Raw genomic sequence first — 25,513 nt, 5'->3', positions numbered from 1 at the left:
CCACCGTCATCCCGAACGCCTCAGTCCTTGTACAGCGGTGCCGGAGGGCCGGTGACGCCGGGCAGGTTGTGCGCCAGCCACTTGCCGTACGCCTGCATCCAGGGGCTGCTGGCGCCGCCCGAGCGGTAGTCGTCCAGCACCTTGTTCACCCGGCGTACCAGGTCCGTGTCCGCCAGGTTCATCGCCACGCCGTAGGTCTCCTGGGTGAGCGGCTGGCCGATCAGGTGTACGGCGGGGTCCTGGGCGGCCTGGCCCGCGGCGAGCGCGTTGTCCGTCAACACCGCGTCGGCCTGGCCAAGTTGCAGTCGCACCAGGCAGTCGAGTTGGTTGGGCACCCGCAGGACGCGCGAGCCGTGCGGCTGGCTGTTCAGCAGAGCCTCGGCGGTGGAACCCGAGGCGGCGCAGACCGTCTTGCCGTTCAGGCTGTCGTCGAAGCCGGTGACCGTGGTGCCGGTCTTGGGCACCAGCAGTTGCTGGCCGATCTGGAAGTACGCGGTGGAGAAGGCCACTTGCTTGATCCGGTCGCAGGTGATCGACATGGTGCGCACCACCATGTCCACCGTGTGGTGCTGAACGGCGCTGATGCGCTGGTCGGTCGGGATCGTCCGGTAGACGATCTTCGCGTCGCTGCCCAGGATGTCCCTGGCGATGGCCTTGACCAGGTCGATGTCGAAGCCGACGATCTGGCCGGTCTCCGGGTCCCGGTACCCCCACAGATAGCTGTTCTGGTCCACGCCGACGGTCAGATAGCCCTGCTGCTGTATCCGCTTGACCGCGTCACCGGACGCCGACGAAGGACGCAGGCTGGCCTCCGGGTGGCTGCACGAGTCGTCCACCGAGACCTGCCGGGCCTGGGTCAGACCAGGGCCGCGGGACGGCTCGGCGCCCAGCGGCGCCGCGTCGCACGGCAGCAGGGGGAGCAGCGTGGCGGTGACCGCGACGGCGCACGCGCTCGCCATGGCCGCCACGCCTCCCCAGCCGCGCAGCCGCGGACGCCGGTGCGGAAGGCGCCGCCAGGTCCTTCTGGTACCGCTCGCTCCGTTCATCGGCTCGCTCCCTTCGCCGCTTCGCCGCCGTGGCCTGCTCACCTGTACTCCGAGAGCCGTCGGCCGATGCCCAGCACCGCGCCCGCCGCACCCAGCACCGCGAGCACCGCGGCGCCCTCCGGCAGCCCGGTCAGCGAGTCCCGGGCGTCGCCCGCGGCGCGCTCGAACTCGCCGGTCTCATGGTCGACCGCCTGCTGCAGGCTGCGGTCCACCGTGTCGAAGGACTGCCCGGTGGTCTGGGTGACCTCCGTGCCCGAGGAGTCCTTGCCGCCGATGACGTACGCCAAGGCGGAGTCGTAGTCGCCGTTGTTGTCATCGTTGTTGGCCACGTTGTGCCGGGAGCGCCACTGGGCCACCCCGTCGGCGGCCTGCTGGACGGGGGTACGGCCGCCGGGGTCGTCGGCGAGCGAGAGCGCCTGGGCCAGCAGGCCGCCCGCGCCCTGCTGGCCGCGCGGCCCGTCCAGGGTGCTCATGCCCTGCTCGTAAGCGTCCTCGTAGGTGGCGCCCGCGCCGCGCGCCACCAGCGTCAGGTTCTCGTTGCCGCGGGCCTGCAGGGCGTCGATCCGGGCCTGGTTGAGGACCTGCAGCGACCTGCCGCTGTGGTCCCAGGAGTCACCGAGGTCGCTGCGGGCCACCGTGTGACCGGCCACCAGCCACACCAGCGCCAGTCCGGCCGCCGCCGTGCCCGCCAGCAGGCCGGGGTTGAGCACCCGGTTGGTGCGCAGGTACGTGCGCCGCTGGGCCCACACCAGGGCGCCCAGGGCGAGCAGGCCGAGTATCCAGGCGGCCCAGGGCAGCGACTCGGCCGCCGCGTAGTCGCCGTTGAGCCTGCCGGTCTCGGTCTGGTACAGCTTCTGGGCGGCGGGCAGCAGGGTGCCGGTCATCTGGTCGTTGGCGTACCGCAGATAGGCGCCGCCCAGCGGCAGGCCCTGCCGGTTGTTGGCGCGCGCGGTCTCCACCAGGCCGGTGTAGACCGGGAGTTGCTGGTTGAGCAGGGTGACCTGGTTCTGGGTGTCGGCCGAACCCTGGCTGTTGGCCGCGGCGTTGGCTATCAGCTGGGCCGCGGTGTGCACGTCGCTCTCGTAGCGCTGGCGCACGGCGGCGGGTTCCTGGCCGCTGACCAGGAAGCCGTCGGCCGCCGTGGTGTTGGCGTCCGCCAGCGAGCGGTAGATCTCGGCGGCGTCGGCGCTCAGCGGCTCGCTGCGGGAGGCCACGTCACGGGCGGCCGAGGACCGCTCGGTGATCTGCCAGGCGGTCACCGCGCCGAACGTCACGACCAGCAGCGCCAGCACCGCGCCGATGATCCGCAGCCGTCCCGGCTCCGTGGTCGCCGCGTCCCGCAGCCGGTCGACGCCCTCCGCCCAGGCGGCCCGCCGCGGCCCGGGCAGCCACGCGGACATAGCGCCACCGCTGGTCTGCGTATGTGTCACCCTGACCCTCCCCCATGGGCGCTGACCGCGCATCGCCCCCTCTCCGCCCCGAGGGAACAACTCTTCTCAGCCAGCCAGTATGGACACCACGACTGACATCTACCTAGTGATTCTTACGATCTTGCCCTGACCGCAACACCCACGCGTCTCCTCCGTGCTATCACGCCGGGTAGCCGCCTGGTGGTTCCCCGGTGCGGTCAGCCAGCAATAGAGCAGCATTTAGCCGGTTTCAGTCGGTGTTAGTGGCAACTTGCGTCATTTTTCGGCTGATTGGGTAGCTTTCGGTTGTGGGACGTCCGCCGCGTAGTGCCGCCGCAGCCGGGCGCGGGCCTCCTCGGGCGCCGCCAGCCGGTCCAGGCCCAGCAGGGCCGCACCCAGCACCGGGGGAGCGTTGACCAGGTGCGGTACGGCCCTCGGCGCGGCGGCGGCGAGCCGGTCGGCGATGCCGTCCATCAGCAGCGGATGGCGCGCCGCCAGCACTCCGCCGCCCAGCACCACCGCCACCTCCTCGGCCAGCAGCCCCAGCCGGTCCAGCGCCACCGACGCCAGGGCCACCACCTCGTCGGCCTGCCGCCGCACGATCCGCACCGCCACCGCATCGCCCTCGGCCGCGACCCGGAACAGCAGCGGCACCATCTCGTGCTTGCGGATGGCGGCGATCTCCGCCATGTGCAGCGCCTCGATCAGCGCGTACATCGAGCCGAGGCCGAAGTGCGCGGGCAGCGCCGCGGCCAGGGCGGTCGGCTCGCCGCGCCCGTCGGCGGCCCGTGCCGCCCACCACAGCGCCTCCTCGGCCAGCTCCACACCGCCGCCCCAGTCACCGGAGATCCGGCCGACCGCGGGGAACCGGACGGTCCGCCCGTCCGGCAGCATCCCCACACAGTTGATGCCCGCACCGCACACCACCGCCACCCCGCGCGGCTCGGCCACCCCGGTGCGCAGTATCGCGAAGGTGTCGTTGGCCACCCGGGTGCGACGGCCCCAGCCGTAGCCGTGCAGCGCCAGTTCCAGCCGCCGCTCCTCGACGGGGAAGTCGGCGTTGGCCAGGCAGGCGGAGACCAGCTCAGCCAACGGCCGCCCGTCCGGCGCCAGTCCCGCCTCGTGCGCTGCCAGGGCGATCAGCGGGGCGAGCCCCGCGACCGCCTTGGCAGCGCCGATGCGGTGCGGGTGGAAGCCGCCGCCGCGCGCGGTGCCGAGCACCGAGCCGTCGGCGGCGACGATCGCCACATCGGTCTTGCTGTTGCCCGCGTCGATGGCGAGCACGCCGCCCGTAACGAGCGGCTCGGAGGTGGTCAGGCCCACGCCAGGTGCTCCCGGTTGTGTGCGATCAGGCGGTCGGTCAGCCGCTCCGCGTACTCGTACTGGCCGATCAGGGGGTGTGCCAGCAGCGCCTTGAACACCCGGTCACGGCCGCCGTGCAGGGCCGCCCGCAACGCCAGGTCCTCGTACGCGGTGACGCCCGCGATCAGCCCGGCGTATAGCGGATCGAGGGCGGGCACCGGCAGTGGCCGCACGCCGAAGGCGCCGACGGCGGCCGGTACCTCGATCACCGCGTCGTCGGGCAGGAACGGCAGCGTGCCGTTGTTGTACGCGTTGACCACCTGCACCTCACCGCCTTGTTGAACAGGTGCTGTCCGCAGCAGCGCGGCGGCCAGGGCGACGGCCGCCTCGGAATAGAAGGCGCCGCCGCGCCGGGCGAGCAGTTCCGGTTTCTCCTCCAGCGCCGGATCGGCGTACAGGGTCAGCAACTCCCGCTCCATCGCGGCCACTTCGGCGGCTCGGGACGGCTTGCCGTCCAGTTCGCGTACCACCTCGTCGTGGGCGTAGTAGTAGCGCAGGTAGTAGGAGGGGACCGCGCCGAGCCGCTCCAGCACGGTGCGCGGCAGCCGCAGTTCGCCGGCGATCACGGCGGCGTGCTCGGCGAGCAGTTCGGGCAGCACGTCCGCGCCGTCCGGCCCGCCGAGGCGTACGCCCAGCTCCCAGGTGAGGTGGTTGAGTCCGACGTGGTCCAGGTGCAGCCGCTCGGGCGGTACGTCCAGCAGTGCGGCGAACTTCCGTTGCAGGCCGATCGCCACGTTGCACAGTCCGACCGCCTTGTGGCCCGCCTGGAGCAGGGCGCGGGTGACGATGCCGACTGGGTTGGTGAAGTCGATGATCCAGGCGTCCGGGGCGGCGCTACGGACCCGTTCGGCGATGTCCAGCACCACCGGGACGGTGCGCAGCGCCTTGGCGAGGCCGCCCGCACCGGTGGTCTCCTGGCCGACGCAGCCGCACTCCAGCGGCCAGGTCTCGTCCTGCTGGCGGGCCGCCTGGCCGCCGACGCGCAGTTGCAGCAGTACGGCGGCGGCGCCCTCGACTCCGGCGGCCAGGTCGGCGGTGGTGCTGACGGTGGCCGGGTGGCCCTGTTTGGCGAGGATCCGGCGGGCCAGGCCGCCCACCAGTTCCAGGCGTTCGGCCGCGGGGTCGATCAGCACCAGTTCGCTGACCGGCAGGGTGTCGCGCAACCGGGCGAATCCGTCGATGAGTTCGGGGGTGTAGGTGGAACCGCCCCCCACGACCGCGAGTTTCATGTCCCAGATCAGCCCTTCACTCCTGTCAAGGTGACGCCTTCGACAAATGCCTTCTGCGCGAAGAAGAAGACGATGATCACCGGGGCCATCACCAGCATGGTGGCCGCCATGGTGAGGTTCCAACTGGTCTGATGCGCGCCTTTGAAGGACTCCAGTCCATAACTGAGCGTCCAGGCGGCCGGATTCTCGCTGGCGTAGATCTGCGGGCCGAAATAGTCGTTCCAGCAGTAGAAGAACTGGAACAACGCGACCGCGGCGACGGCCGGTTTGGCCATCGGCAGCACCACCCTCAGCAGCGTGCGCAGTTCGCCGCAGCCGTCCACCCGTGCCGCGTCCACGTATTCGTTGGGAATGGTCACCAGGAACTGCCGTAGCAGGAAGATGGTGAACGCGTCGCCGAACGCCATCGGAATGATCAGCGGCCACAGTGTGCCGGTCAGATGCAGTTGGTTGGCCCAGAACAGGTACATCGGCACCACGATGACCTGTGGCGGCAGCATCATGGTCGCCACCACCAGCATCAGCGACAGGTTCCGGCCGCGGAAGCGGAACTTGGCGAGCGCGTACGCCACCGGAATGCTGGAGCACACCGTGAGCGCGGTGCCCGCGCCCGCGTAGATCAGGCTGTTCTTCCACCAGGTCAGGAATCCCGGAGTGCGGAACACCGTGACGTAGTTGTGCCAGACGAACGGATGTGGCCACAGCGCCCTGGTCAGCGCCTGGTTGTCGCTCATCAACGAGGTGAACGCCACGAACACGAACGGCAGCACGAAGAACAGCGCCGCCGCCACACCGATGGCGTGTACCGCTATCCAGCGCAGCACCGCCTTGCGGCGTACCGCTCGGGCCGGGCCGGAAACGGATCGGGAAACCGTTCGGGGCGGGGTGAGGACATCGGTCATCGCGGGTCAGTCTCCCGCCTGGATCAGGCCGCCGCGGCGCCGCATCAGCAGTGCGGTGCAGGCCATGGCGAGGGCGAACAGAACGAGGGCGACCACGCACGCCGATCCGGTGTCGAAGCGCTGGAATGCCAGGTTGTAGACCAGTTGCGGCAGGGTCAGGGTGGACTGCTGCGGATATCCGGGTTCGAACTGCTGGCCCGAGTTGCCGATGATTCCGCTGGCCACCTTTCCGGCCACGATGGGCTGGGTGTAGTACTGCATGGTCTGGATGACCCCGGTGACCACCGCGAACACCACGATCGGCGAGATGTTCGGCAAGGTGATGTACCGGAACCGCTGCCAGGGTCCCGCGCCGTCCAGTTCCGCCGCCTCGTACTGGTCCTTGGGCACGTCGAGCAGTGCGGCCATGAAGATGACCATCAGGTCGCCGATGCCCCACAGCGCGAGCAGCGTCAGCGCGGGCTTGGACCAGGACGGATCGTTGAACCAGCCGGGCTGCGGTAGCCCGATGCCGCCCAGCAGATGGTTGACCGGGCCGGTGCCGGGGTTGAGCAGGAAGGCGAAGGACATCGTCGCGGCCACCGGCGGGGCGAGATACGGCAGGTAGAAGGCGGTGCGGAAGAACCCGGTACCGGTCTTGATCCTGGTGATCAGCAGTCCGACGCCCAGTCCGAAGACCACCCGGGTGCCGACCATCACCACGACCAGCCACAGGGTGTTGCGCAGCGCGGGCCAGAACAGCGGGTACCGGGTGAAGACGTAACTCCAGTTCCTGCTGCCGTTCCAGGTCGGCGGCCGGAATCCGTCGTAGTGCATGAACGAGAAATAGACCGTGGAGATCAGCGGATATGCGAAGAACACGCTGAAACCGATGATCCAGGGAGCAAGGAATCCCAGGGTGACCAGCGTGGAGCGGCGGCGCTTGGCCGCCTGCGTCATGGTGGTCATGGCCGCTACTTCGTCTGGGCGATGTCGCGGTCCACCTGCTGGTCGACGCCGCGCAGCCCGGCCTGGAGATCGGTGGCCTTTCCGGATTCATAGGAGTAGGCGAAGTCCTGGAGGGTGACCTGGTATTGGCCGCCGTTGGGGCTGGCCGGGGTGGTGTTGCTGTGCGGGTTCTGGGCGATTTCCAGGAACGTCCGGAAGTTCGGATCGAGCTTCAGCCTCGGTGACTTCAGGGCGGCGAGGGTGGACGGCACGTTGTGGATGGCGTTGGCGAAGTCGACCACCGCGTTGGTGTCGGTGGTCAGGAACTTCACCAGTTCCCAGGCCGCGTTCTGTTTCGCGCTGTGCGCGGCGACGCCGACGACGGTTCCGGTGATGTAGCCCTTGCCGTAGGTGTCCGCCTGGTCGTCCGGTACGGGCAGCGGCGCGACGCCGATCGGGAACTTCACCCCGGCGTCCTCGGCCATGCCCAGGCGCCATTCGCCGTCGATGGCCATGGCGACCTGACCGGTGTGGAACGGGTTCTTGGCGCCGAACTCGTCGCCGAAGGTGCTGCGGTACTTCTCCAACTGGGCATAACCGCCAAGCGAGTTCACCAGATCCTTCTGGAAGGTGAACATCTTGGCGAAGGCGGGGTCCTTCGCCGTCTGCGATCTGCCCTGGGCGTCGAAGTAGGTGGGGCTCCACTGGGCGACGTAGTGGGCGGGGGTGGATTCGTAGCCGTGGAAGTCCGGCATGAAGCCGAGTCGCGCATAGGAATCGCCCTGCGACTTGGTCAACTTGACCGCGTCCGCCTTGAGCTGGGACATGGTCCTCGGCGGTGCGGTGATTCCGGCCGCCTTGAACGCGTCCTTGTTGTAGTACAGCCCGTACGCGTCGCCGAGCAGCGGCAGGGTGCAGCGGGTGCCCTGATAGGCGGTGTAGTCCAGCATCGGCTTGGGGAAGGTCCTCTCCGGGTCGATGCCGGATTTCCTCAGGAACGGCCCGAGGTCGACCAGCGCTCCGGAAGAGCAGAACTTCCCGACGTTGTCGGTGGTGAACGAGGAGATGACGTCCGGGGAGTCCGAACCACCGGTGCGCAGCGCCTGGTTGATCTTGTCGTCATTGACGTTGGGCACTACACGCACATGAATGTTGGGGTGCGCCTTCTCGAACGCGGCGATGTCACCGTTGATCGCCTTGAGCTCGTTCGGCTGGCTCCAGCCGTGCCAGAAGTTGATGGTGACGTCTTTGTTGGGATCGTCCCCGGCCTGCCCGGTGCTCTGGCCGGTGCAGGCACCGGCCGCCAGGGCGGTGGCGGCTATGACCGCAACGGCGGAACAAACTCTATGAAACCTGGACATATTGCCCTCCAGAAGGCGTGTGAAACGGGGGGCTGGGGGCTGGCTTGCCCCCAGTACAAGCAGCCCTAGCCAGCCGTGGTGTCGAACAACTCGTCGCGGGCGTCCGAAAGCGCCCGTGACACCGCTCCGAGCAGCACCGGATTACCCTCCACCGCGCTGAGCAGCAACCGCGGCCGTGGAATGGCCAGTTGGTGGAGCTGGTCCGCGATGCGCGACCGCAACTCCTCGCCCCCCGCGGCGAACACGCCACCGGAGAGCACCACGAGCTGCGGGTCGAGCACGGCGACGATCGAGGCCAGCCCGGTGGCGAAGCGCACCGCCAACTCGTCCAGCACCGCCAGCGCGTCCTGGTTGTCCGGGTTGCCGGTGGCCTCCGCGACCGCCCTGGCGACCGCCTCCTGCGGGGTGCGGGCCTTCAGTCCGCTTAGCCGGGCGAGCTTGACGACGGCCTCGCCGCCCGCCAGTTCCTGGAAGCCGCCGGTGTTGGCGCGCCTGACGTTGTGCAGTACCGGCGCCCCGGGCAGCGGCATGTAGCCGACCTCGCCCGCGCCGCCGGTCGCGCCGCGGTGCAGCCGGCCGCCGAGCACTATGGCCGCACCGAGCCCCTCCTCGGCCCAGAACAGCACGAAGTCCTCGCAGCCGACGGCCGCGCCGATCCGCTGCTCGGCGACGGCGGCGAGATTGACGTCGTTCTCCACCGCGAGCGGCACGCCGAGCGCCTCGCGCAGTTCGTCGAGCAGGGTGGGGGAGTGCCAGCCGGGCACATGGCCCGCGTACCGCAGCTTGCCGGAGACCGGGTCGAAGGCGCCGGGGATGCCGATGACCGCGCGGTTGAGCCTGGACCGATGAGCCCCTGCGGCCTCGGCGGCGGCGTCGACGGCCTCGGTGACCAGGCTGACCGTCCCGCCGGTGCGCCGCCCCCTGGTGGTGATGGTGTGCTGGCCGCGCAGCTCGCCGCTGATGTCGGCGACGGCGGCGAGGATGCGGTCCGGGGTGACGTCGAGCGCGGCGACGTATCCGGCGTCCGGGTTCACCCGGTAGAGCTGGGCGCTCGGCCCGGGGCGCCCGGCGGTGGTGCCGGTGGCGACGACCAGGCCCGCGTGCTCCAGCCGGGCGAGCAACTGGGAGGCGGTGGGCTTGGACAGGCCGGTCAGCTCGCCGATCCGGGTGCGGGACAGCGGGCCGTGCTCCAGCAGCAGATCGAGGGCAGCACGGTCGTTCATGGCGCGCAGCACGCGCGGTGTTCCCGGTGTCCCGGTCACGGTCCTGATCCCTCCCTCACGGGTCCCTGGTGATCGTAGGTGAAGCGGCGCTTGGTGTGCGGCGCACTATTAGGAAACTTTCCTAACGGTGACTGGAAAGTTAGGGCCCGCCGATTGCCCCGTCAAGGGGCGTGCGTCCGTGAATCGAAGCGTTGCGGATACGCCAGTGGCGCCCGGCATCGTGCCGGGCGCCACTGGTCGCGGTGGAGGGCTACTTCTCCAGATGTGGGACCGTCGACGGCTCCGGCGGCAGCGGAGCGGCGGCCGTCGACTGCGGGGAGTGGGGGTTGGACAGCGCGGAAGGGGCGGCGACGGCGGCCGACGGGTCCGGGGTGACGTCCTCGCTGAGCGCGGTCGGTGTGCCGCCGACGATCACTATGCCCTCGGCGTCGAACGCCTTCTTGATGCGCCAGCGCAACTCGCGCGCGACGCCGGCGGCCTTGCCGGGCATGGTCTTCGCCTGGGCCTGGATCACCACCGAGTCCGCGGAGACCGACTCAAGGCCGAGTACCTCCACGGGCTCCCAGAGCGCCTCGTCCCACGGAGCGTCCTTGCCCATCTCCTCGGCGGCCCGGCCGATCACCGCGCGCGCACGGTCCAGGTCCTCGGAGTAGCCGACCTGGACGTCCACCACGGCCGTCGCCCAGCCCTGGCTGAGGTTGCCGATCCGCTTGACCTCGCCGTTGCGCACGTACCAGATCTCACCGTTGTCGCCGCGCAGCTTGGTCACTCGCAGGCCGACCTCGATCACCGTGCCCTGGGCGACCCCGGCGTCGATCACGTCGCCGACGCCGTACTGGTCCTCAAGGATCATGAACACGCCGGACAGGAAGTCGGTGACCAGGTTGCGCGCGCCGAAACCGACGGCCACACCCGCCACACTGACGCTGGCCAGCACCGGTGCGAGGTCGATCTTCATCAGCGAGAGCACCATCAGCGCCGCGGTGCCCATGATCAGGAAGGACGCGACGCTGCGCAGCACCGAGCCGATGGCCTCGCTGCGCTGCCGCCGCCGCTCGTTGTTGACCAGCAGCCCGCCCAGCCCGGCGATCTGCCGGTGCTCGGAGTGCTTGTTCATCCGGGCGATCAGCTGGGTGATCATGCGGCGGACCGCAGCCCGCAGCACCATGGCGATGACCACTATCAGCACGGCCTGCAGGCCGGTGGTGAGCCAGCTCGCCCAGTTGTTCTCCACCCAGGTCGCGGCGTTGGAGGCCGTCTTCTGGGCGTGGTCGAGGCTTGCGGCGCCGGGCGTGGAGTCGGCAGCCGCGATCAAGGACCAGGGCCGGAGCACAGCAGAAACCTTCCGTACGGGACGCGCCCGGCCGTCTGGGCCGGACCGGACCGCCACGCTGGGCGGACCGAACAACCACCCTAACGGGGTAATGCGGTCAACCTAGCGCATTGACTGTGGCTGATCGGTGATGGTCGCTTGGTGGACCGTCCGTAATGCTCGGATGTAAGGAAGTGTGCGGGAAAACACCCTGAGGTCGTTACCCGGTCATGGTGGCGCCATGACCAGGCTTGCGGCGACACTGGGAGAGATCGTCCCGGCGCGAGCCACGCGCCGCCGGCGTATAAGGGAGGCATCCGTGCCGCATGTCCTTGTCCTCAACGCGTCGTACGAGCCGCTCGGCGTCGTACCGCTCCGCCGCGCGCTCATCCTCGTCCTCAACAACAAGGCCGTATGCCTCGAGGAGTCCGGCGCCCTGATGCACAGCGCGACCCGCGTCCTTCCGGCGCCCAGCGTCGTCAAGCTCACCAAGTTCGTACGTGTCCCCTTTCGGGGGCCTGTTCCACTCACCCGTCGTGCGCTGTTCGCGCGTGACGGCGGCAAATGCGCCTACTGCGGGTGCGCCGCAACCAGCGTCGACCACGTCATTCCGCGCAGCCGCGGTGGTCAGCACTCTTGGGACAACGTGGTCGCGGCCTGCCGCCGCTGCAACCACGTCAAGGCCGACCGCCATGTCGCCGAACTCGGCTGGCGGCTCCGTCACCAGCCGGCTCCGCCGTCCGGCCTGGCCTGGCGGATCATCGGCACGGGCCATAGGGACCCGCGCTGGCTGCCATACCTGCAGCCATACGGCGCGGACGACGCCATGGCCCGGATCGACGGCATCTCTGCCTGAGTATCCGGGCCTTTGTGTGTCCGGCGATCCCCGGACCGCAGCGGGTGCGGTCCGGGGGTTTTGCCTGTGCGGGTCAGCCCGCGGCTGACCGACGCGACGCGGTGCGCGCGATGCTCACCCTCAACATGCGATCGGCCTCGGCCAGCTCCTCTGTAGTGAGCTCCACGCCGCCGAGGAGGTTGTCCACGATGTACTGGTACATCTCGTCCGCCGCCCGCTCTCGCTTCGCGCGCTCGCCGTCCGGCTCGGCTTGGTTGTCCAATGGGGTCGTCTCCTCATTGGGACAGGTCGATGACGCGGACGGGCTGGCCCTTCCAGCGGTCCGGGGCGGTGGTGGCGATGAACGCGCCGTTCGGGAGGTCGGCGGCGGGTTCGGCCGCGTATCGGGTGTGGGCTTCGGCCCAGGTGTGCTCGCGGGCGACCGCCAAAGCGGCGGGTAGGTCGAGTTCGAGGATCGTGATACCAGGTAGGGCGGCGATGTGCTCGGCGGTGCCGGGGCGCGCCCGATCGGCCTCGACGAGCGCACACGCCGTGGCGTACAGGAAGCAGCCCGGTCGGGTGTGCGCATGGTGGATCAGACCGGAGACGATGATGTTGCCGTGGCCTGCCGCGACCATGGCCGTGTCGTCCAGTACGACGTGCAGCTCATCGCTCACCGGGCGCCCGCCTCGGCCAGTCGCCGGTTCAACTCGGCGTCGATCCATGCCTGTTCGGCCTCGGTGGGGTCGTATCCGTTCCACTCCCGCAGCACCTGGCGGGCGGTGGCGGCCCGCTTCTCGCGCTCGGCGGGGGTGAGCAGGGTGTCCGCGAGGCGGGCGAGGTAGGCGCGCAGCGAGAGCCCCTCGGCAGCCGCTATCTTGGCGAGCCGGTCTCGTGCTTCGGCGGGGATACGGATGTTTGCGTCGGCCATGGCGGGGCTCCTTTCGCTCCTTCCCAAAGGGTACGGGTACGCACCCGTACCCCACAGGCATATTGGAAAGCCCTCACATGGCATTGCGAGCGCACGCTTGGATCAAGAACCATGGCGGCGGGCCGTGAAGTCGTTGAAGGGGAAGGGAACCCGTGGCGCTTGAGGTCACTACCGGGGAGGACGGGATGATCTACATCCGGGAGACGGATGAGCCGGAGGTCGTCGCCGTGACCACGCCTGAGAAGTGGGACGCCTTCGTCAAGGGGGTCAAGGCGGGGGAGTTCGATCACTTCGTGGAGGATGCGGAATAGGGCACGCAAGGCCGGGGTCCGCGCGGTTGGGTGAGCAACTGACCACCGCCACCGACAGGAACATCGGCCGGGTCAGGTAGTAGCCGAGCGAGACGTCGCCGCCGTGCGCCAACGTCTCGGCGGCGCGCGCCACTTGGCGGGCGAGCCGCCGCGGGTCCCGGTCGTGCGCGGTGGCGAACCGGGGCCGGTGCTCGCGCAGCACCCCGTCCAGCCAGGCGGCTGCCTCGGCCGGGTCGTCCCAGGTGCCCCGGACCAGGGACGGGGACTTCAGCAGCCAGTGCGCCGTCACCAGCGGCGGCACCTCGGAGCCGGTGAAGGTCTCCGTCCACGCCCGGTACGCGGCCTGCCGCTGCACCGTCTCCTCCGGGTCGTCCGCCGCCCACGGCGCCACCGGCATCCGGCGTAGCCCGTCGTTGTCGAAGACGGCCTTGTCGCCGACCCAGAGGTAGCCATGGTGGTGCACGCTGACCGATGGTGCACCGCGCCGACCGCGCGGACGGCCGACGCGCCCGCGCCCACCCGGCGAATGGCCCGGGTGGCAGCTACGAGGCGCCCTGCACCGCGTACGCCTCCAACTCCCACAGCGAGATCCCGTACGGAGTGGCCCGCTGGTCGCACTGGACGCGGATGAACCGGGTGTCCGCCTCGTCCATCCGCACCGTCTCCGTGCCGCCCCGCCCCGTGGTGACCGTCGCCGCCGTGCGCCACGACCGGCCGTCCGGCGAGACCAGCACGCGGTAGGCGCTGGCGTAGGCGTCCTGCCAGTGCAGTACCACCCGGCCGACCCGGGCCGGACGGGACAGCTCCACCTGAACCCACTGGCCGTCCTTGGCCGGTGAGGACCAGCGGGTGTCCGCCCGGCCGTCCGCCACCGCCGAGGCCGGGAACGCCGCCGTCTCGTCACCGGACGAGCTGGCCCGGGCGCCGCGCACCAGGTCCGGCCCGCCGGTGCGCGGATACGCGCGAACGGTGACCGTCTGGGTCACCGTCCGGCCGTCCGCGGTGAACGACACGGCGATCGGGTACGCGCCCGCCTTGGCGTCCCCGGCGACGGACACCGCCAGCGGTACCGTCTGGGTCTCCCCGCGCCGCAGCACCAGTTGACCGGGCGCCCGTACGCTCACCCCCTTCGGGGCCCTCACCTCGACCGTGCCGCGCACATCGCCCGGCCGCAGGGCGGACAGCCGCGCGGCCACGGTGACCTGGCCGCCGATGTCGGCGTCGGCGGCGGGCTGGTCGACGTTGAGCCGGGCGGCCGGGGCGTCGCCGAACCACGGCACCACCGCGTAGACGGCGGGCGGTGTCGCACCGGATGGCCAGCTGATCCGCACCGCGTCCGCGTGAATCCCGCGGGCGGCCAACTCGGTCCAGCCGTCGCTCAGTTGCCCGACCCGCTGCCAGCCCCGGCCGTCCACCCGCGCCTCCACCGACCCCCCCGCCCCACTGCCGGGCGCGGTGAGCACGGTGAGCCCGTCCAGTGCGCGGGAGGCGCCGAACGCCACGCTCAGCGCGCCGCCGCCGCGGTCGGCCGCCTGGTACGGGACCGCCGGATCACCGCTGGCCACGGCGGCCGGTGGGGTGCCGTCGGCGGAGGCCGGGCCGTCGACCCGGGGCTGGAGGGCGCCGATGGTCGTGACGTCGAAGCTGCGTACCGCCACCGCGTTGGGCTGTGCGGAGGCGGCGCGCAGTCGCAGGTAGCGGGCGGTCGTGCCCTTCGGGAAGACGGCGGTGATGGTCTGCTGGTTCTGGTACGTACCGGCGGTGCGCCAGGTGCCGCCGTCCGCCGAGTACTCCAGCACCGCGTCCCGCAGGGTGTCGTCGGCCGCCGGGGAGTCGTCGCCCGAGCCCATCGCGATCCGCACCCGGCTGACCGGGCGGGCCGAGCCGAGGTCCACGCCGAAGGTGTCTCCGGGCTGCGGCGGGCGGTCGCTCCACCAGTACGTGGCGTCGTTGCCGTCCGTCATCAGCGACGGATCGGTCGAGTGCGCGGAGCCGAGCGAGGTCATCGCCTGCGGGCGGTCGGCGCCCACCCCCGTCCACGCGCTGGCGGCGCCCAGCGCCTTGTTCAGGAACGGCCCCAACACCCCGTCGCCCACCGTGGCGGTGGACCGCGCGATGACGTTCTGGGCGCGCTGTACGACGAGTTGTCGCTGCCAGCCCCGCGCACCGTCGCCGTGCCGCTGGGCCAGCAGCATGTCGACACTGGCCGCCCCCGCCTGCCCGTACAGCCCCAACTGCCGCAACCACGGCCGCACTTCGCCGCCGAAGGCGCCACCCGCGAGTCCGCCCAGCCGCTGTGGGGCCTGCGCCATGGTGTCGAAGGCGGCCCGCAGCCGGTCCGCCGCAATGCCCAGCGCGGAGTCGTCGGTGCCCGCGTAGGCGCTCCAGAAGGCGTCGATCAGCGGCCGCAGATAGGCGGACTCGCCGTTGGCGTCCAGCGCGGACGAGGCGTCGTTGCCAGCCAGCGCGGTCAACGCGGCGCGGGCACCCGGGTCCTGGCCCGCCAGGTCGTCGACGGCCGCCTGCCAGGACTGCTGCGGCTGGTAGCCGTTGGGGTTCCAGGCGTAGTCGGCGGCGGTGAACAACGGGAGGCGGCCCGCGGACGGTTGCCGCATGGCGTTGGCCAGCAGCCCGGCCGAGGTGGCGGCGACGGCCGGGTCACGACCCGCGTAGGGACCGAGGAAGATACGGTCCTGCGCATAGTCGTTCACCGGATAGTTGTCCATGGTCAGCAGCGGATGCCGGAACGTGGCCTGGGCGTCGGCGAACTGGCCTCCGGTGATCTTCGCGGGCAGCACGCCGACACCGGTCCAGGCCACCTCGATGCCGGGGGCCAGCGCGTTGGCCAGTGCCCCGCGGTAGACGGTGGCGCCGTCCTGGTAGTACTCGGTGGGCAGCACGGAAAGCGGTGGCGCCGCGCCGCCGTAGCGCGACGACAGGTGCTGGGCAAGGGCGTTGGCCACCTTGGCCTGGGCGCGGGCGGCGGCGGCCGGGCCGTTGCCGAAGGCGGCGGCGTCCGCCGGGCAGTGCCACTCGGTGTAACTCACGTCTGTGAACTGGAGTTGGAAGGCGCGCACCCCCAACGCCCACATCCCGTCCACCTTGCGGATGAGCGCCTTGAGGTCGTCAGCGGAGGAGAAGCACAGGGACTGGCCGGGCGCCACCGCCCAGCCCAGCGTGACGTGGTTGCGCTGGGCGCTTGCCGCCAGCCGCCGCCAGTCGTCGCGCGCCGCGGCGGGGTACGGGGCGCTCCACCGCGTCGTGCGGTACGGATCGTCGCCGGGGGCGTAGAGGTAGAAGTCCTGCTTGGTGCGGCCCATGAAGTCCAGTTGGGCCAGCCGCTGTCCGGTGGTCCACGGCTGGCCGTAGAAGCCCTCGGTGATGCCGCGCAGCGCGGTGGACGGCCAGTCGCGGACCACCACGCCCGCGAAGCCGCGCTGCGCCCCGCTGCTCTGGGCGAGTTGGCGCAGCGTCTGCGCGGCGTGGAACAGGCCGTCCGGGCCGACCCCGGACAGCGCCACCGTGTCCCGGCCGCCGTCGCGGCCGACGGCGAGCCGGTAGCCGCCGGACGGCAGGTCCCCGCGGTCGGGCGCGCCCAGCGCGCTCAACGCGGAGTCGGCGCCCTGGCCGTCCGCGTAGACCACCAGGGCCTGCGCGGGCAGCGGCGCGCCGGGCGCCGTGTCGCGGATGTCGCGGGCGCCCGCGGTGCGCAGGGTGTCTCGCAGCGAGTCCAGCGCGTAGGGGTCGGCGCCGCCGTCGGCGACCAGCGCGACGGTGGGGGTGACGGGCGCGAACTGGCCCTGTGCGCGCAGTGACTGCGGTTTGGGCCACACCGCGGGCGGCTGGCTCGCGGTGGTTTCGCCGTCGGGGGTGGTCAGCGGGGTCAGTCCGGTTGCCGGTGTGGCGACCGCGCAGGGCGCACCACCGAGCACACTGCCGATGACGGCGGCGACGAACGCCGCCACGGCGGGCTTCTGGCGCCGGGGGAGCACGGTTCCTCCTAGCGGAGAGCGGGGGGAAGGAGGGGCGCGTTCACGGACGCGTGAGGCTGGGGGACGGTTTCACATTGACGTGACGCGCGCGTCGAGCCCATCACTGGGCTCGACGCAGTGTCAATGCGGCTGATCATTATGTCTCTTACGTCCCGGTGTGGGTGCGCTAGGTTCTCATTCCGCCGGACCCTCGCCTTTGGGGTTGCTCGCCGTCGCGGCGGTTCAAATCGGGGGCAGCCCCCACACCCCCGGATTTTGCGGGCTTCCAACAGACGCTGCTGTGGAGAATCGACCGCCGCAGCGGCGAGCAACCCCCGCGGCGAGCGGTACACAACGACGACGTGAGGGGCCGGGGTCGGAGGGGTGGGGGTCCTGGACGCCGGGGTTCCCCATGCCGAAGGCCAGGGGCGTGTATTTGTGGGCCGAACTTCCGGTCAACCGAAGGCAGGGCTGCAGGGCCCGTAAATATACGGTCCAGGACCCCCACCCCGGAGGCCCCGGCCCCGCCCGATCGAGACATGCCGTACCCCGCAACGCCCCCACGCCAACCCGGCGCAGCCGGGGAAGGCGTACCGTCAAGCTCATGGCGGAACCGCACGAGTTGACGATGCTGGAGCAGGCCGCGGCCATCCGGTCGGGCGAACTGTCGCCCGTGGAACTGACCGAGCACTACCTGACCCGCATCGATCGGCTGAACGGCGCCGTGGGCGCCTACCTCACCGTCACCCCGGAACGGGCCCTGGGCGACGCCCGCCGTGCCGAGCGGCGGCTCGCCGAAGAAGGCGACCCGCCCCCGCTGCTGGGCGTGTCGGTGCCCGTGAAGGACCTCACACCGGTGCCCGGCGTGCGGTTCACCATGGGCTCGGCCGTCTTCGCCGACCACGTCGCGAACACCTCCAGTCGCCAGGCCGAACTGCTCCAGGACGCCGGAACGGTCCTGCTGGGCAAGACCAACACGCCCGAGTTCGGGCTGCCCGCCTACACCGAGAGCCTGGTCGGCCCGCCCGCCCGCACCCCGCACGACCTCAGCCGCGGCGCGGGCGGATCGAGCGGCGGCGCGGCGGCCGCGGTCGCCGCGGGGCTGGCGTCCGCCGCGCACGGCTCGGACGGCGGCGGTTCCATCCGGATCCCGGCGAGCTGCTGCGGCCTGGTCGGGCTCAAGCCCAGCCGGGGTCGGATCAGCCCGGCCCCGCTCGGCGACGTCAGCGGACTCGGCGTGCCCGGAGCTCTGGCCCGTACCGTACGGGACGCCGCCGTGCTGCTGGACGTGATGTCCCCGCAGGTACCGGGCGACCCGACGCCGCTCGCCCCACCCGAGCGCCCGTTCCTCGACTGGTGCGACGCGCTGCGGCGCACCCCGCGCAGGCTGCGCATCGCCCGCTGGGCGCGCCCGGACGTCCCAGGTGTGACCGTCGACACACGGATCCTGGAGGTCTACGAGAAGACCTCAACGCTGCTCGCCGAACTCGGCCACGAGGTGGTCGACGTACCGCAGCCGCTGGACCCCGGGGACCGGGACGCCTTCACCCCGGTGTGGGCGGTGCTGTCCGCGCTCCCCCCGGTGCCCGCCGAGCGCGAGCCGGAGTTGACGCCGATGACCCGCTGGCTGCGCGCCCAGGGGCAGGCCGCGAGCGGTCTGGACTACGTACGGGCGCTGGCCGCCATGCAGGCCGTCGGCCGGAAGTTCGCCACCGCCATCGCCGGGTACGACGCCGTGCTCACCCCGACGCTGGCCCAACTCCCGCCACCGGTCGGAGCGTTGCGCGACGACGCCGACCCGGCCGCGGACTTCGCCGCGCAGGTCGCCTTCACGCCGTTCACCGGGCCGTGGAACATCGCGGGACTGCCCGCCATCTCGCTGCCGGTGGGCTGGTCGGACTCGGGGCTGCCGATCGGCATGATGCTGGGCGCGGCACACGGCGCGGAGGGGCCGCTGCTGGCGCTCGCCGCGCAGGTGGAGGCGGCCACGCCATGGGCCGGGCGGGCAGTGGTGGAATTCGGGACGGATGGCACGGCGCCGATTGGGTAGAGCTGACGTGTCCGCCCCCACCGACGGCCGGAGGATTTCCGGTCGTCCCTAGCGAGCACCGGAGGATCTCCGTGGCCGTTCCCACCGATCTACTTCCCTTCGATCTCCCCGACGCCAAAGGCGGCGGCCCCGAGCAGCCGCTCACCTCGGAGCCCGCGCTGGTCGAGGACGCGCCGCTGACCAGCGAGCCGCCACTGCCCGCGGAGCCCGCGCTGACCAGCGAGCCGGTGGCCTCGGTGACCACCGTGGCGAGCCTGGGGCCGATGGAGATCTGATGGCCGCGGCGATCGGGGAGGCGGCGGACGCCGACTGCCATCCGGTGGCGCGCCTCGCCGCGCTGCACGGGGTCGACACCCGCTACGAGCCCGCGCCCGGCCGGGTGGTCCGGGTGCCCGAGGCGACGGTGGTCGCGGTGCTCGCCGCGCTCGGCGTGGACGCCTCGACCCCGCAGGCGGTGCGCGACGCGCTCGCCGCGCACGAACAGCGGCTGCGCGCCCGGCTGTTGCCGCCCTGTGTGGTGCTGCGCGAAGGCGCCGCGTTACCGCAACTGCCGGACGGTACGGTGTGCGCGGTCGAGTTGGAGACCGGCGAGCAACGGCCGGGGGACAGCGGTTCGCTGCCGCTCGGCTACCACCTGCTACGGGTCCGGGTTCCCGACGGGCGCACCGCCGTGGCGCCGCTGATCGTGGTGCCGCAGCGGATCCCGGAACCTCGGCACCGCTCCTTCGGGTTCATGGTGCAGCTGTACTCGCTGCTGTCCGACCGCTCCTGGGGCATGGGCGACCTCGGGGACCTCGCCGACCTCGCCTCCTGGGCCGGGCGGTCGCTGGGCGCCGGATTCGTCACCGTCAACCCGCTGCACAGCGCCGTGCCCGGCGCCGACCCCTCTCCGTACCGGCCCTCCTCGCGCCGCTTCCCCGACCCGGTCTACCTGCGGGTCGAGGACGTCCCCGAGTACGCCCACCTGCCACCGGCCGCCCGGCAGCGGGCCGCCGAACTGCTCGCCAAGGCCGCAGCACTGCGCGAAACCGTGGTGGACAAGCGGGAGTTGATCGACCGCGACGCGGTGTGGCGGCTCAAGAGCGCCGCGCTGGAACTCGTCAGGACCGTGCCGCTGACCCCCGGACGGCGCGCCGCGTACTGTGACTTCCTCGCCGAGTGCGGGCAGGCCCTGGACGACCACGCCACCTGGTGCGCGCTCGCCGAGGTCCACGGCCCCGACTGGCGCTCCTGGCCCACCGGCCTGCGCGATCCGCGCTCACCGCAGACCGCCCGCGCCCGCACCGAGGTGCTGGACCGGGTCGACTTCCACTGCTGGCTGGCCTGGCTGACCGACAGCCAACTGCAACTCGCCCAACTCGCCGCCAGCGAAGCCGGAATGGCGCCGGGCATCGTCCATGACTTGGCGGTCGGCGTCCACCCCTGCGGCGCCGACGCCTGGGCGCTCCGGGACGCGCTGGCGCCGGGGATGTCGATCGGCGCGCCACCGGACGCGTTCAATCCGCACGGCCAGGACTGGGCGCTGCCCCCATGGCGCCCGGACGCGCTGGCCGCCACCGGCTACGCGCCGTACCGCGATGTGCTGCGCGGTGTGCTGCGCCGGGCGGGCGGACTGCGCATCGACCACATCATGGGCCTGTTCCGGCTGTGGTGGGTGCCCAAGGGCCGTCCGCCCACCGAGGGCACCTATGTGCGCTACGACCCCGAGGCCATGCTCGGTGTCCTCGCCCTGGAGGCGCACCGCGCCGGGACCGTGGTGATCGGCGAGGATCTGGGCACCGTGGAACCGGGGGTGCGCGAGGCGCTGGCCGAACGCGGCGTGCTGGGCACCTCGGTGCTGTGGTTCGAACGCGACCACGACGGCGACGGGCAGCCACTGCCGCCCGCGGCCTGGCGCTCCGGTTGTCTAGCCACCGTCACCACCCATGACCTGCCCAGCACCGCCGCCCGGCTCACCGGAGAGCATGTGGAGCTACGGCACCGGCTCGGCCTGCTGTCCCGGCCGCTCGCCGTGGAGCAGGCCGAGGACGCCGCCGAGGTCGCCCAGTGGCTGGCGCTGCTGCGCAGGCTCGACCTGCTGCCCGAGGGCACCGGCGACGAGGAGGGCGCGATCAAGGCCGTGCACCGGTTCCTGCTGCGCACCCCGGCCCGGATGATCGGGATCTGGCTGCCGGACACCATCGGCGACCGCCGCCCGCAGAACCTGCCGGGCACCTTCGACCAGTACCCGAACTGGCGGCTGCCCATCGCGGACCCGACCGGCCGCCCGGTCACCCTGGACCGGCTCGCCGCCTCGCCCCGGCTGCACGCTCTGGTCGACGAGGTACGGGAGGGGCTGCGCCGGTAGGTCAGGGCGCGAAGTCTGCTGCGTTTCGGTAGCGCCCTGAAGGGGCGCGGGGCTGTGTTCATGTGCGGCTCCGCCGCGTGGGCGCGACCAGCCACAACGGTGCCGCGGACGAGCGACGGCATATCGCCGCACTCCAGCGGAGCGCGTGGTGCACCCCCGGCCGCGCGGTGCTCAGGAAGGCGCGCTACTTTTGGACCGTGGTCAACAAGAACGCCCTGCGCGCCGGTGCGATAGCCGCCGGTACGACGCTGATGCTGCTGATGTCGTCCCCCGCCTTCGCGCTCATCCACGACGACGGTGAGGACCCCGGTCCCGGCCTGAGCATCGGCCAGACCCTCGGCCTGTACGTGGGTATTCCGGTGCTGCTCTTCCTGGTGATCGCGGGCCTGGTGACCGCCTCGGACAAGAGCCGCAAGAAGGCGAAGGGCTGAGCGGGTTCGGGGGCGAAGCCCCCGAGGAAACCTGGGGTGCGGGGAAGGTTCCCCGCACCCCGATTGCTTAGCTCCGCGCGGCGCCCGCCGCACGGTCCGCCGCCTGGGCCCGCAGGGCGCGCTCCACGCCCGCGCGGGACTCCACGACCAGGCGCCGCAGCGCGGCGTTCGGCTCGGCGGAGGCAAGCCAGGCGTCGGTGGCGTCCAGCGTCTCCTGGGAGATCTGCAGCGTCGGGTAGAGGCCGATCACGATCTGCTGCGCCATCTCGTACGAGCGGCTCTCCCACACGCCCTTGACCGCGGCGAAGTACTTCTCGGTGTAAGGCGCCAGCAGTTCTCGCTGGTCAGCCTGGACGAAGCCGCCGATCACCGCCTCCTGCACCGCGTTCGGCAGTTTGTCGGACTCGACCACCGACTGCCACGCGGCGGCCTTCGCCTCCGCCGTCGGGCGGGCCGCCCGCGCGGTGGCCGCGTGCCGCTCGCCCGCCGCCGTCCGGTCCCGCTCCAGCTCCGCGTCGATCGCCGCCGCGTCCGCCCTGCCGGTGGCCGCCAGCCGCTCCAGCAGCGCCCAGCGCAACTCGTTGTCCACCACCAGCCCGTCGATCACCTGCGAACCGTCCAGCAGCCCGGCCAGCAGGTCCAGTTGCTCGTCGGTGCGCGCGGTGGCCGCGAACGCCCGCGCCCACGCCAGCTGGTGGTCGCTGCCCGGTGCCGCTGCCCGCAGCTGCTCCAAGGTGGCCTCGGTCCAGCGGGCCAGACCCGTCGGCCGCCACTCGGGGTCGGCGTACAGGTCGAGCGCCAGCTTGACCTGGCGGTGCAGCGACTGCACCACGCCGATGTCGCTCTCCTTGGCGGCGCCCTGCAGCACCAGTTCCAGGTAGTCGCGGGTGGCCAGCTCGCCGTCGCGGGTCATGTCCCACGCCGACGCCCAGCTCAGCGCGCGCGGCAGCGACTCGGCGAAGTCCGAGATGTGCCGGGTCACCACGGCCAGCGAGTCGGAGTCGAGCCGGACCTTGGCGTACGACAGGTCGTCGTCGTTCAGCAGCACGACCGCCGGGCGGTGCTGGCCCACCAGCTGCGGGACCTCGGTCAGCTCACCGGTGACGTCCAGCTCGATGCGCTCGGTGCGCACCAGCTTGCCTTCCCGCCGTTCGTAGACGCCGATCGCGATCCGGTGCGGGCGCAGCACTGGCTCGCCCTTGGCGCCCTGCGGCAGCGCCGGGGCCTCCTGCTTGATGTGGAATGCAGCGATCCGGTCATGCGCGTCCAACTCGATCTGCGGGCGCAGGACGTTGATCCCCGCGGTCTCCAGCCACGCCTTCGACCAGGCCTTAAGGTCCCGGCCGCTGGTCTCCTCCAGCGCGGTGAGCAGGTCGGTCAGCCGGGTGTTGCCCCAGGCGTGCCGCTTGAAGTACGTGCGGACGCCCTTGAAGAACTCCTCCATCCCGACATAGGCCACCAACTGCTTGAGCACGCTGGCGCCCTTGGCGTAGGTGATGCCGTCGAAGTTGACCAGGACGTCGTCCAGGTCGCGGATCTCCGCCATGATCGGGTGGGTGGACGGCAGTTGGTCCTGCCGGTAGGCCCAGGTCTTCATCGAGTTGGCGAACGTCGTCCAGGCGTGCGGCCAGCGGCTGTTCGGCGCGTACGCCTGGCAGGCGATCGAGGTGTAGGTGGCGAACGACTCGTTCAGCCACAGGTCGTTCCACCACTCCATGGTGACCAGGTCGCCGAACCACATGTGCGCCAGCTCGTGCAGGATGGTCTCGGCCCGGGTCTCGTACGCCGCGTCCGTCACCTTGGAACGGAAGACGTACTGGTCGCGGATGGTGACCGCGCCCGCGTTCTCCATCGCGCCCGCGTTGAACTCCGGCACGAACAGCTGGTCGTACTTGGCGAACGGGTACGGGAAGTCGAACTTCTCCTGGAACCAGTCGAAGCCCTGCCGGGTGACCTCGAAGATCGCGTCCGCGTCGAGGTGTTCGGCGAGCGACGGGCGGCAGTAGATGCCCAGCGGCACGCTGCGGCCCTCCCCCTCCCAGGAGCTGTGCACGCTGTGGTACGGACCGGCGATCAGCGCGGTGATGTACGAGGAGATCCGCGGGGTGGGCTCGAAGGCCCACACGCCGTCCCCGGTGGGCTTCGGCGTCGGGGAGTTGGAGATCACCGTCCACCCGGTCGGGGCCTTCACGGTGAACCGGAACGTGGCCTTCAGGTCCGGCTGCTCGAAGTTGGCGAACACCCGGCGGGCGTCCGGCACCTCGAACTGGGTGTACAGATAGGCCTGCTGGTCGACCGGGTCGACGAATCGGTGCAGGCCCTCACCGGTGTTGGTGTACGCGCAGTCGGCGACGACCTTCAGCTCGTTGCGTCCGGCGGCGAGCCGCGGCAGCGCGATCCGGCTGTCCTGGAAGGCCTCGGCCGGATCCATTTCCTCGCCGTTCAGTACGACCTGGTGCACGGTCGGCGCGATCAGGTCGATGAACGAGTCCGCGCCGTCCTCGGCGGAGTCGAAGCGCACGACGGTCTCCGACCGGAAGGTGCCTCCCTCCTGGGCCCCGCTGAGGTCCAAGTCGATCTCGTACGAGTCGACAGTGATCAGGCGCGCTCGCTGCTGCGCCTCTTCGCGGGTGAGGTTGGTGCCCGGCACGTGAGCTCCTTCTGGGTGCGATGTGCGGCCTGGTAAGACGTGACGCCATCCTGCCACGGGCGTGTAACGCTTACCGCGTGACGTGATCAGCGGGGTAGCACCGCCACATAGGCGTGCGGGCCGCGGTCGTCGGCGCCCAGCAGGGCGGTCCTGACCACGGTCGCCTGCTGCTCCAGCGACTCGCGCAGCTTCTTCGGGGTCGTGATGATCACGTCGATGCCCAGCCGCTCCAGGTTCTCGCGGGCGCGGGCGTGCTGCTGCCACAGCGCGTCGTCGTCGTGCCGGGGCGCCCTGGCATCCAGCTCCAGGGCGACGGCGTGGTCCGGCCAGTAGGCGTCCACGCTGCCCAGGTGCGGGCCGCCGGGCAACCGCAGGTCGACGTTCCACACCGGCTCGGGCAGCCCGTATTGGCGGACCATCTCGTACAGTCGGCCCTCCGCGATCGCCCGGCCCTCGGCGAGCAGCGCGTCCACGGCGCGCTGTACGTGCGGGCGGGTGAGCAACCGGGCGTTGTTCAATTCCCGTACCACGGAGGCGGCTTCGCAGTCGCCGGTGCGCACCGACTCGATGAGCAGGGCGCGGACGGCTTCGGGGTCGCCGAGTCCGGCCACGGCGTCGGCGACCGCCCGCGGCACGGGGGCGCACGGCAGGCCGAGGATCGACACCGGCCGCGGCAGGGAGTTGGCGCGGCGGATGCGGATGTCGCCGACCGCGCGCAGTCGGCGTTGGCGGGGGATGAGGACGTCGACGCGGTCCAGGGCGCACAGCGGGGGGACGGTGCGGAAGCCGTGCAGGGCGAGGGCGGCCAGGCCGGTGACCATCGCCTGGGCGGCCCGGCCGTCCAGGCCGGAGGACGGTTGACCGGCGTACAGCAGGGCGGCGTGCAGGCGTTCCTCGCCGGTGGCGGGGCCGGAGTGCAACAGGAAGACCCCTGGCAGCAGTTCCTGCCACGGGCCGCCGGGTCGGCACCGGTTGGCCAGCACGCTCGCCGGGACGCCGTGGGCGCGCAGTTCGCGGGCGGTCATCACGCGGCGCTGGGTGCGTTCGAGGTGGACGAGGTGGCGGGGGCCGAGGGGGGTGGTGTCGTTCATGCGGTTCATGCCGTTCATGCCCAGCGAATTTCCCTTGGGCGGGAGGGCACTTAACCCGCTGTTACAGGGTCGTCGACAAATCGGGACACGGTGGGGCTAAAGTGTCCATGTTCGACGTTCGGGTT

22 protein-coding genes are annotated in these 25,513 nt (G+C 71.4%); 6 read left to right on the top strand and 16 right to left on the bottom strand.

Features of this window, described 5'->3' with window-relative positions; all coding sequences use genetic code 11:
- Nucleotides 1-20: 20 nt before the first annotated feature.
- From NON19_RS26265 to NON19_RS26225, 9 genes are all read right to left on the bottom strand, one after another.
- Entirely contained in the window at nucleotides 21-1,046 is a 1,026-nt protein-coding gene (locus NON19_RS26265) for a glutamate ABC transporter substrate-binding protein (RefSeq protein ID WP_255931560.1), read from the bottom strand.
- A 38-nt stretch (nucleotides 1,047-1,084) separates the two neighbouring features.
- The gene (locus NON19_RS26260) at nucleotides 1,085-2,446 is read right to left on the bottom strand and encodes a GlnX family signal transduction membrane protein (protein WP_255931602.1); all 1,362 of its coding nucleotides are present in this window, start codon (nucleotides 2,444-2,446) and stop codon (nucleotides 1,085-1,087) included.
- A gap of 285 nt (nucleotides 2,447-2,731) precedes the next feature.
- Nucleotides 2,732-3,778, bottom strand: coding sequence for an N-acetylglucosamine kinase (locus NON19_RS26255; RefSeq protein ID WP_255931559.1), 1,047 nt, complete (start codon nucleotides 3,776-3,778; stop codon nucleotides 2,732-2,734).
- Entirely contained in the window at nucleotides 3,769-5,046 is a 1,278-nt protein-coding gene (locus tag NON19_RS26250; RefSeq protein WP_255931558.1) for a 6-phospho-beta-glucosidase, read from the bottom strand. The genes NON19_RS26255 and NON19_RS26250 overlap by 10 nt, the downstream gene beginning before the upstream one ends.
- Nucleotides 5,047-5,054: 8 nt before the next feature.
- Complete coding sequence (locus NON19_RS26245; protein WP_255931557.1) at nucleotides 5,055-5,948, bottom strand: carbohydrate ABC transporter permease; 894 nt, start codon at nucleotides 5,946-5,948, stop codon at nucleotides 5,055-5,057.
- Between the two features lie 6 nt (nucleotides 5,949-5,954).
- Nucleotides 5,955-6,896, bottom strand: coding sequence for a carbohydrate ABC transporter permease (locus NON19_RS26240; protein ID WP_255931556.1), 942 nt, complete (start codon nucleotides 6,894-6,896; stop codon nucleotides 5,955-5,957).
- A gap of 5 nt (nucleotides 6,897-6,901) precedes the next feature.
- Nucleotides 6,902-8,236, bottom strand: a complete 1,335-nt coding sequence (locus tag NON19_RS26235; RefSeq protein ID WP_255931555.1) for an ABC transporter substrate-binding protein — start codon at nucleotides 8,234-8,236, stop codon at nucleotides 6,902-6,904.
- 65 nt (nucleotides 8,237-8,301) lie between these two features.
- Nucleotides 8,302-9,498, bottom strand: a complete 1,197-nt coding sequence (locus tag NON19_RS26230; RefSeq protein ID WP_255931554.1) for an ROK family transcriptional regulator — start codon at nucleotides 9,496-9,498, stop codon at nucleotides 8,302-8,304.
- A 211-nt stretch (nucleotides 9,499-9,709) separates the two neighbouring features.
- Nucleotides 9,710-10,792, bottom strand: a complete 1,083-nt coding sequence (locus tag NON19_RS26225) for a mechanosensitive ion channel family protein (protein ID WP_255931553.1) — start codon at nucleotides 10,790-10,792, stop codon at nucleotides 9,710-9,712.
- A 298-nt stretch (nucleotides 10,793-11,090) separates the two neighbouring features.
- Here NON19_RS26225 and NON19_RS26220 point away from each other — a divergent pair, with 298 nt between their 5' ends.
- Entirely contained in the window at nucleotides 11,091-11,627 is a 537-nt protein-coding gene (locus tag NON19_RS26220; protein WP_255931552.1) for an HNH endonuclease, read from the top strand.
- Between the two features lie 73 nt (nucleotides 11,628-11,700).
- Here NON19_RS26220 and NON19_RS26215 read toward each other — a convergent pair whose 3' ends face one another.
- The 3 genes from NON19_RS26215 to NON19_RS26205 are packed head-to-tail and all read right to left on the bottom strand — an operon-like array spanning nucleotide 11,701 to nucleotide 12,537.
- Nucleotides 11,701-11,889: a hypothetical protein gene (locus NON19_RS26215; RefSeq protein ID WP_255931551.1), complete on the bottom strand. Its 189-nt coding sequence runs from the start codon at nucleotides 11,887-11,889 to the stop codon at nucleotides 11,701-11,703.
- Nucleotides 11,890-11,902: 13 nt separating this feature from the next.
- Complete coding sequence (locus NON19_RS26210; RefSeq protein WP_255931550.1) at nucleotides 11,903-12,283, bottom strand: PIN domain-containing protein; 381 nt, start codon at nucleotides 12,281-12,283, stop codon at nucleotides 11,903-11,905.
- Nucleotides 12,280-12,537: a hypothetical protein gene (locus NON19_RS26205; RefSeq protein WP_255931549.1), complete on the bottom strand. Its 258-nt coding sequence runs from the start codon at nucleotides 12,535-12,537 to the stop codon at nucleotides 12,280-12,282. The genes NON19_RS26210 and NON19_RS26205 overlap by 4 nt, the downstream gene beginning before the upstream one ends.
- A 152-nt stretch (nucleotides 12,538-12,689) precedes the next feature.
- Between NON19_RS26205 and NON19_RS26200 the strand changes: the two genes are divergently transcribed.
- Nucleotides 12,690-12,848, top strand: coding sequence for a DUF397 domain-containing protein (locus NON19_RS26200; protein WP_255931548.1), 159 nt, complete (start codon nucleotides 12,690-12,692; stop codon nucleotides 12,846-12,848).
- Here the strand turns inward: NON19_RS26200 and NON19_RS26195 are convergent.
- A complete protein-coding gene (locus NON19_RS26195; protein ID WP_255931547.1) occupies nucleotides 12,805-13,311 on the bottom strand; it encodes a hypothetical protein in 507 nt (168 codons plus the stop codon). The genes NON19_RS26200 and NON19_RS26195 overlap by 44 nt on opposite strands.
- A gap of 79 nt (nucleotides 13,312-13,390) precedes the next feature.
- Nucleotides 13,391-16,840 carry a beta-N-acetylglucosaminidase domain-containing protein gene (locus NON19_RS26190; protein WP_255931546.1) on the bottom strand — a complete coding sequence of 1,150 codons (3,450 nt, stop codon included), beginning with the start codon at nucleotides 16,838-16,840 and terminating at the stop codon, nucleotides 13,391-13,393.
- Between the two features lie 583 nt (nucleotides 16,841-17,423).
- On the opposite strand from NON19_RS26190, the gene NON19_RS26185 reads away from it, so the two are divergent.
- The 4 genes from NON19_RS26185 to NON19_RS26170 all read left to right on the top strand — a co-directional run bounded on the left by NON19_RS26185 (nucleotide 17,424) and on the right by NON19_RS26170 (nucleotide 21,647).
- Nucleotides 17,424-18,869 (top strand): amidase, encoded by a 1,446-nt coding sequence (locus NON19_RS26185; RefSeq protein ID WP_255931545.1) that lies wholly within the window; start codon nucleotides 17,424-17,426, stop codon nucleotides 18,867-18,869.
- Between the two features lie 71 nt (nucleotides 18,870-18,940).
- A complete protein-coding gene (locus NON19_RS26180) occupies nucleotides 18,941-19,144 on the top strand; it encodes a hypothetical protein (RefSeq protein ID WP_255931543.1) in 204 nt (67 codons plus the stop codon).
- Entirely contained in the window at nucleotides 19,144-21,216 is a 2,073-nt protein-coding gene (gene malQ / locus NON19_RS26175) for a 4-alpha-glucanotransferase (protein WP_255931542.1), read from the top strand. Before NON19_RS26180 ends, malQ begins: the two co-directional genes overlap by 1 nt.
- A gap of 197 nt (nucleotides 21,217-21,413) precedes the next feature.
- Complete coding sequence (locus NON19_RS26170) at nucleotides 21,414-21,647, top strand: hypothetical protein (protein WP_443729344.1); 234 nt, start codon at nucleotides 21,414-21,416, stop codon at nucleotides 21,645-21,647.
- A gap of 67 nt (nucleotides 21,648-21,714) precedes the next feature.
- On the opposite strand, the gene pepN is transcribed toward NON19_RS26170, so the two are convergent.
- Both pepN and NON19_RS26160 read right to left on the bottom strand, forming a co-directional pair.
- Nucleotides 21,715-24,297, bottom strand: a complete 2,583-nt coding sequence (gene pepN / locus NON19_RS26165; RefSeq protein ID WP_255931541.1) for an aminopeptidase N — start codon at nucleotides 24,295-24,297, stop codon at nucleotides 21,715-21,717.
- 86 nt (nucleotides 24,298-24,383) lie between these two features.
- On the bottom strand, nucleotides 24,384-25,388 hold the full coding sequence (locus NON19_RS26160) for a hypothetical protein (protein WP_255931599.1): 1,005 nt from the start codon (nucleotides 25,386-25,388) through the stop codon (nucleotides 24,384-24,386).
- Nucleotides 25,389-25,513 lie beyond the last annotated feature (125 nt).

The sequence above is a fragment of the Streptantibioticus rubrisoli genome, assembly GCF_024436055.1.
Lineage (GTDB): Bacteria > Actinomycetota > Actinomycetes > Streptomycetales > Streptomycetaceae > Streptantibioticus_A > Streptantibioticus_A rubrisoli.
This window is presented reverse-complemented; position numbering and strand designations above follow the sequence as displayed.